Origin of the sequence: Thalassorhabdus alkalitolerans, assembly GCF_042656525.1 — a bacterium.
Classification (GTDB): Bacteria; Bacillota; Bacilli; order Bacillales; family Marinococcaceae; genus Thalassorhabdus; species Thalassorhabdus alkalitolerans.
Genome location: NZ_JBHSOZ010000014.1, coordinates 1 through 571 on the forward strand (window position 1 = coordinate 1; position 571 = coordinate 571).

The window sequence follows — 571 nt, forward strand, 5'->3', positions numbered from 1 at the left end:
CAAACCGACACAGGTAGGTGGGATGAGAATTCTAAGACGCTCGGGAGAACTCTCGTTAAGGAACTCGGCAAAATGACCCCGTAACTTCGGGAGAAGGGGTGCTCTCTAGGGTGTTAAAGCCCCGGAGAGCCGCAGTGAAAAGGCCCAAGCGACTGTTTATCAAAAACACAGGTCTCTGCGAAGCCGCAAGGCGAAGTATAGGGGCTGACACCTGCCCGGTGCTGGAAGGTTAAGAGGAGAGGTTATCCCCTTCGGGGAGAAGCTTCGAATTGAAGCCCCAGTAAACGGCGGCCGTAACTATAACGGTCCTAAGGTAGCGAAATTCCTTGTCGGGTAAGTTCCGACCCGCACGAAAGGTGCAACGACTTGGGCACTGTCTCAACGAGAGACCCGGTGAAATTATATTACCTGTGAAGATGCAGGTTACCCGCGACAGGACGGAAAGACCCCATGGAGCTTTACTGTAGCTTGATATTGGATTTTGGTACAGCTTGTACAGGATAGGTAGGAGCCTTGGAAACCGGACCGCCAGGTTCGGTGGAGGCGCTGGTGGGATACTACCCTGGCTGTA

Annotated in this window: 1 rRNA gene; it reads left to right on the forward strand. The window is 53.4% G+C overall.

Annotation, left to right across the window (positions count from 1 at the left end):
* Positions 1-571, forward strand: a 23S ribosomal RNA gene (locus ACFPU1_RS16475); the annotation flags it as partial.